Source organism: Rhizobium sp. S163 (genome assembly GCF_030380805.1).
In the GTDB taxonomy this organism is placed as follows: domain Bacteria; phylum Pseudomonadota; class Alphaproteobacteria; order Rhizobiales; family Rhizobiaceae; genus Rhizobium.
Genome location: NZ_JAUDSA010000036.1, coordinates 198,869 through 211,390 on the forward strand (window position 1 = coordinate 198,869; position 12,522 = coordinate 211,390).

Below are 12,522 nucleotides of genomic sequence, written 5' to 3' on the forward strand. Positions count from 1 at the left end.
GCGCGACCGGTCAAGCCGGGTTGGCGGCCTGTTCCACTTCGGCGGCGGTGGCGCGGCGGTGGTGGGCGGCGGCGTATTTTTGGGCGATGACGGCGCAGACCATCAGCTGGATCTGGTGGAAGAGCATCAGCGGCAGGACGATGGCGCCGATCGCCTGGCCGGCGAAGATGACGTTGGCCATGGGGACGCCGCTCGCCAGGCTCTTCTTCGAGCCGCAGAAGGTGATGGTGATCTGGTCGGCTTTGTTGAAGCCCATCAGGCGGCTGCCGAAGGTGGTGGCGCAGAGGACCAGCGCCAGCAGAACCATGTCGGCGACGATGACGACGGCGATGTCCGAGAGCGAGAAGGTGTGCCACAGGCCCTCGACAACGGCGGTCGAGAAGGCGAGATAGACCACCATCAGGATCGAGCCGCGATCAACAGGCATCAGGATCTTCTTCTTGGCGCGGATCCAGTCGCCGATCCAGGGCTGCAGCACCTGGCCGACGATGAAGGGGAGCAGCAGCTGCGTGAAGATCTGCAGCAACGCATCCCACGAGAAGCCGCCATGGCCGCCGACAGAGAAAAGCAGGCCGACGAGAAGCGGGGTCAGGAACATGCCGAAGATGTTCGACGCCGAGGCCGAGCAGATCGCGGCCGGCACGTTGCCGCCGGCCATCGAGGTGAAGGCGATCGAGGACTGTACCGTGGATGGCAGCACGCAGAGGAAGAGAATGCCGAGATAGAGCGAATGCGGCAGGATCGTATCAGGGATGAAGCCGAGACCCATGCCGAGCAGCGGGAAGACGCCGAAGGTGGTGAGCAGGATGACCAGATGCAGCCGCCAGTGCAGCAGGCCCGCAATCACCACGTCGCGCGACAGGCGCGCGCCATGCAGGAAGAAGAGGAGCGCGATCGCGATTGTTGTCGCCGTGCCGAAGTAGTGCGCGAAGGCGCCGCTTGCCGGCAGGATCGATGCAAGGATGACCGTGCAGACCAGAAGGATCGTAAAAGTGTCGGGCAGGAAACGGCGCATGGGCTTAGTCTCGGCTTGTTCGGCATTGTAGCCGGCTTTTGATGGATCAATCCTGTTTCTTCCATTATGATACGCGATGCAAGAAATAACAGTTATCGCGAATCGGGATAATTATGCTTGATCTTACGCAACTGCGCAGCTTCGTCGCCGTCGAGCAGATGGGGAGCTTCACGCTGGCCGCCGAGCGGCTGGGGCTTGGGCAATCCACCGTCAGCCAGCATATTCAGCGGCTGGAGACCTCGGTCGGGCGTCGGCTGCTGGCCCGCGATACGCACAAGGTGGTCCTGACGACGGATGGCGAGGCGCTGCTGTCGCATGCGCGCGCCATGCTGTCGATCGAGGGGCAGGTGCAATCGCTGTTCGGCGGGCGCAGCCTGCGCGGCAAGCTGAGGCTCGGGGTGTCGGAGGATTTCGTCACCAGCCAGCTGCCCGGCGTGCTCGAGGAATTCGTGCGCTCGCACCCGTCCGTCGATCTGGAGCTGACGGTGGCGCTCTCGGGTGTGCTTTATGAAATGCAGGACAATGGAGAGATCGATCTGGTGCTCGCCAAGCGGCGGCTGGGCGACGCGCGGGGACGGCTGGTCTATCGCGAGCCGCTGGTGTGGCTGGCGCGCGACCCCGATCACATCATGAGCGCTTCGCCGCTGCCGCTGATCGCCTTTCCGCCGCCGAGTGTTACGCGGGCGATCTCGCTTGAGGCGCTGGGGCGGCACCAGATTTCCTGGCGGATCGTCTGCACCTGCGGGAGCCTGAGCGGGCTGACGGCGGCTGCGCGCGCCGGCATGGGCGTGCTCGTGCAGCCGCGCAGCATGGCGCCATCGGGGCTGAAGGTGATCGGCAAGGGCAAGCTGCCGGTGCTCGAGGATGTCGAGTTCGTGCTGGTGCCGCGCAAGGGTGCGGACCAGGCGCTGGTGTCGGCGCTGTCAGACGATATTCTTTCCAAGGTCCGGAGCCTCAGGTCGAGCTGAGGTCGTCTGGCCGGCCGGGTGGCGCGATTTGTGGTTAATCGATTGCCCGGCATTTTAAGTATCCCTCAACCCTGTCGCTTAGGCTTCTGGTTACCTTGGAGCCCTTAGTTTAGCCCTCGCTCAAGGTCGACGTTCGGGGCTACAGGGAGAACGGACGATGGTATATGGAGCGCTCTTCGTCTCCGGGCTGGTCGCCTGCGTGATGCTCATCGTCGTGGCCGGCCACGATAGCAAGACGACGGATAACGGGGCGCCGCCCTCCGCCGTGATGCTGCATCAGAATTAGACGTTCACGAGAATCAACTCGACGATCTCGATAGTGGTGATCCCGCCCTCGGGCGCGGATCACCATTGTCATTCACGCGTCATTGCAATGGCTTTCGCGGTGTTGCCCTCACTGGCTGCGATTTTCCAGAGGTAGCCGTTGCCGCCAGTGACCGCAGTCGGCCTGAAGGGGACGTTGCAGGAAAGCATCCCGGCCCAGACGCCGTCACACAGCCTCACCCCGAAGCCGCACGAGATCCTTCGAGGGCGGTAGTCCGAACTGCCTTGCGTATTCCCGGCTGAACTGGTTCGGGCTTTCATAGCCAACGCCGAAGGCTACCGACGTTGCCGTTCCTTCGCCAGCCATCAAAAGCCTGCGCGCATGCAGAAGCCGGACCTGCTTTTGATATTGGATCGGGCTGAGAGCCGTGATTGCCTTGAAGTGTCGATGGAACGCCGAGACGCTGAGCGCCGCCATCTCCGCGAGAGCGTCGACCCTGAGCGGCTTGGCAAAGTTTTCCCGGATCCATTGGATCGCAACGCCGATCCGCGACAGTGCGGCATCGGGCGCGGCAATGTCGCGCAGCATCCAGCCCAGCGGGCCTTGCAGCACCCTGAAGAGGATCTCACGCTCGTATGCAGGTGCAAGCACGGCGATTTCGTCCGGACGGGCCATCAGCCGGAGCATCCGCACCCAGGCGTCGAGGAACTCGTCGTTGACCGGTGCGACGGAGAAACCGGAGCCGAACAGCTTGCTGCATACCTGCACGGGCAGATCGCCGATGAGGGCGGCGACCGTTGGCGGGTGGAGCGTCAGGCTGACGGCCAGATACGGTTCTCCCGCCACGGAAGGGTGAACCGACCCCACCGCAGGAAGGTCGACCGACATGACGAAATACGTCGCCGGGTCGTAGGCAAAAGTCCGCTCGCCAACCGTCATCGTTTTCGAGCCAGTCAGGATCAGGTTGATCATCGGCTCGTAGACGGCCGAAAGCCGATGCTCCGGGATCTCGCCCTGGACCATCGCAACACGGGGAATTCCCGTTTCCGTGCGCCGGTTTTCCGCCGTCGACGCCAGAGCGCGCAGTTCCTGAAGTTGCTTTTCCATGGAGGCGACCGTGGCATGTCAGGACCGCCTCCGCAACAGGGAAGCAGAAATAGGCAAGCTTCGGAGAGGAATAGGTGAGCGGGCGAGATGGCGCAGGCCTAGCTTCAGGGCACAGCAAACGGACAGGGAAACAGCCATGAAGATCGTCATCGTCACCGGAGGAAGCCGGGGTCTCGGAGCCAGCACAGCCATCGAATGCGCAGCTAAGGGAATGGGCGTCGTCGTGACCTACAACAGCAACCCTGCAAAGGCGCAGGATGTCGTGAAGACGATCATGGGGAACGGCGGCAAGGCCGTTGCCCTAAAACTCGACGTCGGCGATACCGGCGCGTTCCCGGCGTTTCGTGATGCTGTTGCATCGGAACTGCAGTCCGTCTTCGGCCGGGACGACTTCGATTATCTCGTCAACAATGCCGGATACGGCCTCTTCAATCCGATAGCCACGGTGACGGAAGATCAGTTCGATGGCCTCTTCAACGTGCACCTCAAGGGGCCGTTCTTCCTGACCCAGATCCTGCTGCCGCTGATGGCGGACGGTGGCCAGATCATCAACATCACCAGCGCGACCACGCGCGTGGCGACTGCAGGCGTCGCCCCCTATGCCTCATTCAAGGGTGGTCTGGAAGTCCTGACCCGCTACATGGCCAAGGAGTTCGGCCAGCGACGCATCCGGGCGAACTCGATCGCGCCCGGCGCAATCCGCACCGAACTCGGCGGCGGCCTGAACGACGAGTTCGAGGCGATGCTTGCAGGCCAGACCGCACTCGGCCGCGTCGGCGAGCCTGAAGAGATCGGTGGCGTCGTCGCCAGCCTTCTGTCTTCCGAGAACCGCTGGATCAACGCCCAGAACATCGAGGTCGCGGGCGGCTACATCATCTGAACGAAGGAAAGCAACATGCTCGACCATGTCTTCATTTCCGTCAGCGACATCGATCGCTCGATCGCCTTCTACGAGGCGGCGCTGGCCCCACTCGGCATCGTTCACGCCCATGACTACGAGGGGAAGAACGGCCCACCCGGCCATCCGGATCTGAAAGGGTTCGGCGCGAACGGCCGGGTATTCTTCTGGCTCCGCGAAGGCGTGGTCGAAGGCCACGCAGTCCATATCGGCTTCGTCGCCGATGGCACCTCTGAGGTCGACGCAGCTTTCGCCGCCGCCATGATGGCAGGCGCCTCGGAAATTCATCCACCGGGAGCACAGCTCCACTACGACCCCCGCTATTACGCCGCCCAGGTTCGCGACCCGGACGGCTACAGTCTCGAATTCGTCTACAAGGAATGGCAGCACTGACATGACCAAACTGATGATCTACGGCGCGACCGGCTATACCGGCCGCATGGCAGCCGAGCATGCGAAGAAAGCAGGCACGCCGCTTGTTCTCGCCGGCCGCAACGAAGCGACCCTCTCCAAGCTCTCTGCAGAACTCGGCGTCGAATACCGCATATTTAGTCTCGACGATGCTGCAGCGATCGATACCTCCCTAATCGGCATCTCCGTCCTCCTAAACTGCGCCGGTCCGTTTATGCGTACTGCCGATGCACTGATGAAGGCGTCTATCCGCAACGGTGCGCACTATCTCGACACCGCCGCCGAACTCGACAGCTATCGTCTGGCCGAGACTTTGGACGACGACGCGAAGGCTGCAGGTGTCATGCTCATGCCGGGTGGCGGCGGTAGTGTCGCCATGCTTGGCAGTCTCGCGGGACATGCGGTGTCGCGTGTGAACGACCCTCGCAAGATCGGTATCGCGCTGCATGTGGCGGGCGGACTGTCACGCGGATCGGCGATCAGCGCCATGGAGAACGTCACCGTCGAGACCCTCGCGCGGGTGGACGGCAAGCTTGTCGCCATCGCCGCCGACGGAATTCGGAAATTCGACTTCGGCAAGGGTGCGGTCGATTGCTTCCCGGTGACGTTGCCCGATCTCATCACCATCTGGCGCGCGACGGGCATTCCCAACGTCGAGACCTTCGTGCATGTCACCGGCGATGGTTTTCCGCAGGGTGACCTCTCGAGGCTCCCTGATGGCCCGAGTGAAGAGGAGAGGCTGACGAACCGCTACCAGGCGTCCGTCGAAGTCACCGGCGCGGATGGGAAGGTCACCCATTCCGTCCTCGATACGGTCAACGGCTACACGTTCACGGCGATGGCGGCAGCAGAGGCCGGCCGGCGCGTCATTGGCGGTGAAGTCCGTCCCGGTTTTCAGGCTCCCGCGGCCCTGTTCGGAAGCGGCTTCGCGCAGACCATTGCCGACACCTCGATCAGCGATGTCTGAGGAACCCGGCACCATGCAAAAGCTCGTCGAAACCTTCATCGCGACCGCCAATGCCTTCGACGTCGAAGGAGCATTGTCCCTGTTCGCAACCGACGCCGTCATCGACGATATCTCGGTCGGCGACGCCTTCGTTGGCCACACTGGTGTCCGCCAATACCTTGAGCGGTTTTTCGTAGGCTACAACACCAGAAGCAAGCTGCTGTCCATGGAAGAACTGGACACCTTCCATTCCAGCGTCAGGCTCGATTTCACCGGCGATTTCGGACACGAGATCGGCATCCTGAAGATCGCGATCAATGCCACCGGCCTGATCGAGCGCATCGACGCCGATCTCGAATAACAGATCCCACCAATCCTATCGAACCAGAAACATTGGCGCGCAACGCGCCGATGCCGGGGAAGTTATGCGTTCCGCAGGCCTCCGGCACAACAAGGAGCACGTTTATGACCCTATCGCCATCGTTCGCACAGGACGCAGCGGACCGTCTCGCTGTCGTCGAGGCTCTCGATCGCTTCGCCGCAGGTATCGATCTCCGCGACAACAATCTCCTCGCCTCATCGCTGGCGGAGAACGCCATCTCCGACTTCCGGCCGGCTGCCGCCAAGGCCGGCTTCGAATATCCTGTTATCGAAGGCCGAGACTTCATCGTCTCGGCGCTGACGACATCACTCGCCAACCTGGACACCACGCATTCCGTCAACAATCCGCGGGTCACGATCGATGGCGACACGGCACGCATGGATGTTCTGGTCGAAGCACAGCACGTTCCTCGCAGCGATCCCTCGCGTCACTATCTGATGAAGAACCGCTACGATGTAGAACTCAAGAGGAACGGCGATTTCTGGGTCATCACCCGCAACACGGTCGACAATATCTGGCGCTCCGGCGACATCGGAGTTCTTTCCGGCATCTAGCCTCCCCTATAGGTGCCCAAGGAGGGCGGCGAGAGACTTTGTCTCCGCCGCCTATTAGCCTATGGCTGCGGGGTAACGCGATGACCGCAATTGGCAGCAAAGCCACCGCGCGCTGGCTTGGTGGCGTCTGAGACCGAACTCCGCGATTTTCGGCCGGCACACAAAATGTCGCAGCGGAATCACCGGTCATCGGGATCAAAGTTTGATCTATGTCAAAGCTGCCGCGCGGGGGGCGACATAGCTTCCGGGGATGCGCCAGAAAACATTCATATCACGAAATTTTCGCCGGTTTGTCGCACCTCTTGCGCTGCTTCCTCTCAGTGGTTGCAATATGGTGGTGATGAACCCAACGGGGGATATCGCTCTTCAGGAGCGTAACCTCATCCTCGTCGCGCTCGGCATGATGCTTCTCGTCGTCATTCCGGTGTTGACCCTGATCGTGGTCTTCGCGTTCCGATACCGCAAGGGTCGAGCGCCCGAGAAGTATGATCCGAACTTCACCCATTCTGCACCGATCGAAGTGGTGGTCTGGTCGATCCCGCTCCTGATCATCGCGTGTCTCGGCGTGGTCACCTGGATCACGACGCACAGCCTCGATCCCTTCCGCCCTCTCGACCGCATTTCCGCCGACAAGCCGCTGGCCAAGGACCACAAGCCTCTCGATATCCAGGTCGTCGCCATGGATTGGAAGTGGCTCTTCATCTATCCCGAACAAGGCATCGCGACCGTCAACGAGTTGGCCCTCCCGGTCGATGTCCCCGTACGTTTCTCCATCACCTCGACCAACCAGTTCAACACATTCTCGGCGCCGACGCTGGCGGGCATGATCTATGCGATGCCGGGCATGAAATCGATGCTGCACGCCGTGCTCAACGCGCCGGGCGACAGCTGGGGCTATTCGGGCAACTACACCGGCGCCGGCTATTCCGACATGCGGTTCAAGCTGCACGGTGTCGATCAGGCGGGGTTCGACCAATGGGCCGCGGGGATAAAGGCCGCCGGCGAGACGCTGTCGACCGATCGTTACGTCGAACTGGACAAGCCGAGCGAGAAGGTGCCCGTCATGCACTTCTCCACCGTCGCCTCCGGTCTCTTTGATCGCGTTCTCAACCGTTGCGTGGTCGCCGGCACCGAATGCGCCGCCGACATCATGAAGAAGGATCGCGCGCTTGATCGCGACAATGGCGGCATGTTTGCGCCGCCGCGCATGGATCACTCAGCCATGCAGTCAAGCGAGGGGCAGATGAGCCAGGGCATGCCATCCATGAGCCACACCTCGACATCCGGCGACGTCACCGCCGCCGTTCCGGCCGCTCATGACCACACCAACACCGGCACCAACAATGGCGCGCTCGCCGCGCCTGAACAGCAGGGTTCCAATGCAAGACCATAGCTTCACCACGACAGTCTTCGGGCGGCTTACGCTCGAATCGCTGCCGATCCACGAGCCGATCCTTGTCGGCACTTTCATCGCGGTCGCCGCGCTCGGTCTGATCGTCGTCGCAGCACTCACCTATTTCCGGCTCTGGGGCTATCTCTGGAAGGAGTGGTTCACCTCCGTCGATCACAAGAGGATCGGCATCATGTATATCGTGCTTGCGATCATCATGCTGCTGCGCGGCTTCTCGGATGCCGTGATGATGCGCCTGCAACAGGCCGTTGCTTTCGGTGGCAACGAGGGCTTCCTGCACTCGAGCCACTACGACCAGATCTTCACCGCCCACGGGACGATCATGATCTTCTTCGTGGCGATCCCGCTGGTCGTCGGCATCGTCAACTTCGTCATGCCGCTGCAGATCGGCGCGCGCGACGTCGCCTTCCCCTACCTGAACAACCTCAGCTTCTGGCTGACGGTCGCGGGTTCGGTACTGGTGATGATCTCGCTGTTCGTCGGCGAATTCGCACGCACCGGCTGGCTGTCCTATGCGCCGCTGGCGGAAAAGGCCTTCAGTCCGGATACCGGGGTCGACTATTATCTATGGTCGCTCGAAATCGCCGGCATCGGCACCACGCTCTCGGCCGTCAACATGGTCGCAACCGTCATCAAGATGCGCGCGCCCGGCATGAGCCTGATGAAGATGCCCGTCTTCACCTGGACCGCGCTTTGCAGCAACGTTCTCGCCATCGCCATCTTCCCGGCACTGACTGCAGCCTTCTTCCTGCTGCTGCTCGACCGCTATCTCGACACCGCCTTCTTCATCAATGATCTCGGCGGCAACGCGATGCTCTACTGGAACATGGTGTGGATGTGGGGTCACCCCGAGGTTTACGTTCTGATCCTGCCGGCCTTCGGCATCTATTCGGAAATCACCTCGACCTTCACCGGCAAGCGTCTGTTCGGCTATGGCTCGATGGTCTACGCCACTGTCGTCATCACCATTCTCTCGTATCTCGTCTGGCTGCACCACTATTTTACCATGGGATCGGGTGCGAGCGTCAACGCCTTCTTCGGGATCGCCACGATGGTGATCGCCATTCCGACCGGGGCCAAGGTGTTCAACTGGCTGTTCACGATGTTCCGCGGCGAAATCCGCTTCGAACTGCCGATGATGTGGGTCGTCGCCTTCATGCTGACCTTCGTGGTCGGTGGTATGACGGGCGTTCTGCTCGCCGTACCGGCTGCCGACTTCGTGCTGCACAACTCGCTGTTCCTGGTGGCGCATTTCCACAACACCATCATCGGCGGCGTCGTCTTCGGTCTCTTCGCCGGCATGACCTACTGGTTCCCGAAGGCCTTCGGCTTCAAGATGGACGAGTTCTGGGGCAAGGTTGCCTTCTGGGGCTGGGTCATCGGCTACTGGGTCGCCTGGACGCCGATCTACATCGTCGGCCTGATGGGCACCACCCGCCGCGTCAACCACTTCGACGATCCGACGCTGCAGCCTTACTTCGTCATCGCGCTGATCGGCGCCGTGATCATCCTCATCGGTGTGCTCGGCTTCGTCATGGCGATCGTCATGGGCATCGTGAAGCGCAACAAGCTGCGGGATGTCACCGGCGACCCGTGGGGCGGCCGTACGCTGGAATGGTCGACGACTTCGCCTCCGCCTGCCTATAACTTCGCGATCACGCCCGTCGTCTATGAACTCGACGCCTGGCAGGACATGAAGGAGCATGGCTACAAGCATCCGACCGAAGGCTTCCGCCCTGTCCACATGCCGCGCAACACCGCCACCGGCGTCGTGGTTGCGGCACTGGCCACGGCACTTGGCTTCGGCATGATCTGGTACATGTGGTGGCTGGCCGCCATCAGCTTCGCCGGCATCCTCGTCGTCTCGATCGTCCACACCTTCAACTACAGCCGCGATCACTACATCCCGGCCGATGCGATCGCGCTTACCGAAGGCAAGCGTGCGCAGCAGCCGGCAGCGAGGGCCTGACATGACCATCCAACTCGTCAACAAGGACGCCCAGCGCGTCTATCACCTGCCCGAAGCCGAGGAGCATTATCACAGTGGCGGCGCCACGATGCTCGGCTTCTGGATCTACCTGATGAGCGATGCGCTGATCTTCGCCTCGCTGTTCGCCGTCTATGGAACGCTCAGCCGCAATTATGCGGGTGGGCCTCCGCCCCAGCACCTGTTCGAGCTGCCGCTGGTGGCGCTGAACACCGGCTTCCTGCTCGCATCGTCGATCGTCCTTTCGATCGGCATGCAAGCGATGGCCGCCGGCCGTACGGCGCAGATGTGGCGGCTGCTCGCCGTCACCGGCGTGCTCGGCGCGGCGTTCCTCTGCGTGGAACTCTACGAGTTCTCGTCGTTGATCGCCGAGGGTGCCACGCCGCAACGCAGTGCCTTCCTGTCGGCCTTCTTCACGCTTGTGGGTACGCACGGCCTGCACGTGTTGTTCGGCCTGATCTGGCTGGTGACACTTCTGGTGCAGATCGCCCAGCGCGGACTGAATGAGGACAACAAGCGTCGCCTGATGTGCCTGTCGATGTTCTGGCACTTCCTCGACATCATCTGGATCGGCGTCTTCACCGTCGTCTACCTGTTTGGAGCACTTCGTTGAGCACACATCATCACACCGAGCCCGCTCACGGCAGCAAGGGCAGCATCTGGACCGGCTCGATCCTGTCGATCATTCTGACGGTCATTCCGTTCTGGCTGGTCATGTCCGGGGCGCTGGAAAATGCCACGGCGACCACCGTGATCATCTTCGCGCTGGCCATCGCGCAGATCATCGTCCACGTCGTCTGCTTCCTGCATGTCGACAGCCGCGCGGAAAACGGCTGGACGCTGATCGCCTTCATCTTCACGGCCATCATCGTGGTCATCACGATCGTCGGCACCGTCTGGGTCATGTACAACATGAACGTGAACATGATGCCGATGAGCACGGGCGAAATGAGCAATATGTAATTGAGGAATGCGCGCCGCTCGGCTGGGGGCGGCGTCATGAGGATAGGCCCGGTGATTTCGATCACCGGGCCTATCGGCGTTTGAGAGTTAGGATGCGAGGCATGCCAGGAAGCCGTCGACGTCCTTTTCCTCTGTCGCGAAGCTGGTGACGAGGCGGATCAGGATCTCATCAGTGCCGACGAGATCAGGCGTGGCTGAGGGGATCGGCCATTCGTAGAATTTCGCGCCCTTGTCTTCGGCGGTCTTTCCGGCGCTCTTCTTTATAATGGCGAAGACTTCGTTCGACGACGTCGACCAGGCAAGGCGGGCGGAGTTGCTGGCGCCGATGCCTGCGCGCAGGCGATCGGCCATGCCGTTGGCGTGGCCGGCGAGATCGAGCCAGAGACCGTTGTCCAGATAGGCGTCGAACTGTGCGGCAATGAAGCGCGACTTGGAGAAGAGCTGGGCGGCGCGCTTGCGGATGAAGGGCATCTCCTTTGCCTTTTCAGGATCGAAGACGACGATCGCCTCGGCGCACCAGCAGCCGTTCTTGGTGCCGCCGAAGGAGAGGATGTCGACGCCGCGCTTCCAGGTCATCTCGGCCGGGCTTGCACCAAGCGCCACCAGCGCATTGGCGAAGCGGGCGCCATCCATGTGGAGCGGCAGCTTGCGCGTCTTGCAGATCGCGGAGATGGCGTCGATCTCGTCGAGCGAGTAGACGGTGCCGATCTCGGTCGCCTGGGTGATGGTGACCGCCGTCGCTCGGCCATGATGAACAGCGTTTTCGGGGTAGGCGGCAATCGCCTTGGAGAGCTTCGCCGGATCGATCTTGCCCAATTCGCCATCGACGGGGGACAGGCGCGCCTGGCTGAAGAAATCGGGGGCGCCGCATTCGTCGGCGATCACATGGGCTTCGGCGTGACAGAAGGTGATGCCGCCGGGGCGCTGGACGCTTGCGAGCGACAACGAGTTGGCGGCCGTTCCCGTCGCCACGAAGAAGACGGAGACCTCGCGCTCGAAGATCTCGGCGAAGCGGGCCTCGACGCGGCGGTCGAGATCGCTGGTGCCGTAAGCGGCGGCGAAACCGGCGGATTCCTGCAGCAGGCGCTCGGCGATGGAACGGTGGGCGCCAGCCCAGTTGTCGGAAGCGAAAATCATGAGAAAAACCTGGAAGATATGGAGGTGGGGGCTGGTTCGCAGCGGAGCTTAATCCAAAGCTTCACTGGATCAAGCAATCGAGGCGGGACCCATCACAAAAATTGAATTCCGCAATCAACATACAATATGGAACGAAACGGCGTAATTTTATGTCGCGCTGCCGATCAATTTGGCAATCTTCCGTCGTTAATTGACGTTTTTTTAATCCATGGCCCTTGCGGAGCTGTCACGTTTCTGGCATAGAACCGATGAATTAGGACAGGGTTGCTGTCCTATTTTGGCCGCTAAGGCCGAAGAGGCGCCAAAAGACCTTACACTCGTTGGGTTTCACGCTATAGTTTCCCGAGCGCGGACGAGTTTCCTCGCGCGGGACGCATGGCAGGCGCGGAGCGCAACGGCTGCTTTGTCGGGAAAGGCTTTGCCTTCCCGGGGAAAGCCTGCCGCCGGCGACCGGATCTTCGATAATGCAACAGCGCTG

14 protein-coding genes are annotated in these 12,522 nt (G+C 61.7%); 11 read left to right on the forward strand and 3 right to left on the reverse strand.

Features of this window, described 5'->3' with window-relative positions; all coding sequences use genetic code 11:
* Nucleotides 1–10: 10 nt before the first annotated feature.
* On the reverse strand, nt 11–1,015 hold the full coding sequence (locus QTL96_RS26035; protein WP_289729748.1) for a bile acid:sodium symporter family protein: 1,005 nt from the start codon (nt 1,013–1,015) through the stop codon (nt 11–13).
* A gap of 113 nt (nt 1,016–1,128) precedes the next feature.
* On the opposite strand from QTL96_RS26035, the gene QTL96_RS26040 reads away from it, so the two are divergent.
* Together QTL96_RS26040 and QTL96_RS26045 are read left to right on the forward strand one after the other, a co-directional pair.
* The gene (locus QTL96_RS26040; protein WP_289729749.1) at nt 1,129–1,983 is read left to right on the forward strand and encodes a LysR substrate-binding domain-containing protein; all 855 of its coding nucleotides are present in this window, start codon (nt 1,129–1,131) and stop codon (nt 1,981–1,983) included.
* Between the two features lie 157 nt (nt 1,984–2,140).
* Nucleotides 2,141–2,269 (forward strand): hypothetical protein, encoded by a 129-nt coding sequence (locus QTL96_RS26045; protein WP_018899769.1) that lies wholly within the window; start codon nt 2,141–2,143, stop codon nt 2,267–2,269.
* Nucleotides 2,270–2,473: 204 nt separating this feature from the next.
* On the opposite strand, the gene QTL96_RS26050 is transcribed toward QTL96_RS26045, so the two are convergent.
* Nucleotides 2,474–3,355, reverse strand: a complete 882-nt coding sequence (locus tag QTL96_RS26050) for an AraC family transcriptional regulator (protein ID WP_289729750.1) — start codon at nt 3,353–3,355, stop codon at nt 2,474–2,476.
* A 136-nt stretch (nt 3,356–3,491) separates the two neighbouring features.
* On the opposite strand from QTL96_RS26050, the gene QTL96_RS26055 reads away from it, so the two are divergent.
* From QTL96_RS26055 to cyoD, 9 genes are all read left to right on the forward strand, one after another.
* Nucleotides 3,492–4,235, forward strand: coding sequence for an SDR family oxidoreductase (locus QTL96_RS26055; protein WP_289729751.1), 744 nt, complete (start codon nt 3,492–3,494; stop codon nt 4,233–4,235).
* Between the two features lie 15 nt (nt 4,236–4,250).
* Nucleotides 4,251–4,646 (forward strand): VOC family protein, encoded by a 396-nt coding sequence (locus tag QTL96_RS26060; RefSeq protein WP_289729752.1) that lies wholly within the window; start codon nt 4,251–4,253, stop codon nt 4,644–4,646.
* 1 nt (nt 4,647) lies between these two features.
* Entirely contained in the window at nt 4,648–5,631 is a 984-nt protein-coding gene (locus QTL96_RS26065; protein WP_289729753.1) for a saccharopine dehydrogenase NADP-binding domain-containing protein, read from the forward strand.
* A gap of 13 nt (nt 5,632–5,644) precedes the next feature.
* Nucleotides 5,645–5,971 (forward strand): nuclear transport factor 2 family protein, encoded by a 327-nt coding sequence (locus tag QTL96_RS26070; protein WP_289729754.1) that lies wholly within the window; start codon nt 5,645–5,647, stop codon nt 5,969–5,971.
* A 104-nt stretch (nt 5,972–6,075) separates the two neighbouring features.
* Nucleotides 6,076–6,546, forward strand: coding sequence for a nuclear transport factor 2 family protein (locus QTL96_RS26075; protein WP_289729755.1), 471 nt, complete (start codon nt 6,076–6,078; stop codon nt 6,544–6,546).
* Between the two features lie 250 nt (nt 6,547–6,796).
* Nucleotides 6,797–7,939: a ubiquinol oxidase subunit II gene (cyoA, locus tag QTL96_RS26080; RefSeq protein ID WP_289729756.1), complete on the forward strand. Its 1,143-nt coding sequence runs from the start codon at nt 6,797–6,799 to the stop codon at nt 7,937–7,939.
* Complete coding sequence (gene cyoB / locus QTL96_RS26085; protein ID WP_113197134.1) at nt 7,926–9,926, forward strand: cytochrome o ubiquinol oxidase subunit I; 2,001 nt, start codon at nt 7,926–7,928, stop codon at nt 9,924–9,926. Before cyoA ends, cyoB begins: the two co-directional genes overlap by 14 nt.
* A gap of 1 nt (nt 9,927) precedes the next feature.
* Nucleotides 9,928–10,557 carry a cytochrome o ubiquinol oxidase subunit III gene (cyoC, locus tag QTL96_RS26090; RefSeq protein WP_289729757.1) on the forward strand — a complete coding sequence of 210 codons (630 nt, stop codon included), beginning with the start codon at nt 9,928–9,930 and terminating at the stop codon, nt 10,555–10,557.
* Nucleotides 10,554–10,907: a cytochrome o ubiquinol oxidase subunit IV gene (cyoD, locus tag QTL96_RS26095; RefSeq protein ID WP_289729758.1), complete on the forward strand. Its 354-nt coding sequence runs from the start codon at nt 10,554–10,556 to the stop codon at nt 10,905–10,907. The genes cyoC and cyoD overlap by 4 nt, the downstream gene beginning before the upstream one ends.
* Before the next feature lie 87 nt (nt 10,908–10,994).
* Here the strand turns inward: cyoD and QTL96_RS26100 are convergent, their stop codons facing one another.
* Complete coding sequence (locus QTL96_RS26100; RefSeq protein WP_289729759.1) at nt 10,995–12,044, reverse strand: low specificity L-threonine aldolase; 1,050 nt, start codon at nt 12,042–12,044, stop codon at nt 10,995–10,997.
* Nucleotides 12,045–12,522: the final 478 nt, after the last annotated feature.